The sequence below is a fragment of the Streptomyces sp. SAJ15 genome (assembly GCF_007595705.1).
Taxonomy (GTDB): Bacteria; Actinomycetota; Actinomycetes; order Streptomycetales; family Streptomycetaceae; genus Streptomyces.
On record NZ_NISY01000041.1, the window covers coordinates 1 to 802 of the forward strand.

General features: G+C 68.0%; 1 pseudogene. It reads left to right on the forward strand.

Annotation, left to right across the window (positions count from 1 at the left end):
- Positions 1–802: pseudogene (gene ispG / locus CD790_RS34225) on the forward strand (flavodoxin-dependent (E)-4-hydroxy-3-methylbut-2-enyl-diphosphate synthase); the annotation flags it as partial.

Genomic DNA, 802 nt, shown 5'->3' on the forward strand with positions numbered 1-802 from the left:
TGTCAGATCGTGCGGGTGGCCTGCCCCTCGCAGGATGACGCGGACGCGTTGCCGGTGATCGCGAGGAAGTCGCAGATCCCGGTGATCGCGGACATCCACTTCCAGCCGAAGTACGTGTTCGCGGCGATCGACGCCGGTTGCGCCGCGGTGCGGGTCAATCCGGGGAACATCCGGCAGTTCGACGACAAGGTGAAGGAGATCGCCAAGGCGGCCTCCGACGCCGGTGTCCCGATCCGTATCGGCGTCAACGCCGGTTCGCTGGACAAGCGGCTGCTGGCGAAGTACGGCAAGGCCACGCCGGAGGCGCTGGTGGAGTCGGCGCTGTGGGAGTGCTCGCTGTTCGAGGAGCACGGCTTCAGGGACATCAAGATCTCCGTCAAGCACAACGACCCGGTGGTCATGGTCAACGCCTACCGGCAGCTCGCCGCCCGGTGTGACTACCCGCTCCACCTGGGCGTGACCGAGGCGGGCCCCGCCTTCCAGGGCACGATCAAGTCGCCCTGCTCTCGGAGGGCATCGGCGACACCATCCGGGTCTCCCTCTCCGCTCCGCCGGCGGAGGAGGTCAAGGTCGGCATCCAGATCCTGGAGTCGCTCAACCTGCGCCAGCGTCGACTGGAGATCGTCTCCTGCCCCTCCTGCGGCCGCGCCCAGGTGGATGTCTACAAGCTGGCGGATCAGGTGACCGCGGGTCTTGAGGGGATGGAGGTGCCGTTGCGGGTGGCGGTGATGGGCTGTGTCGTGAACGGTCCCGGCGAGGCTCGGGAGGCCGACCTCGGTGTGGCCTCGGGCAACGGCAAGGG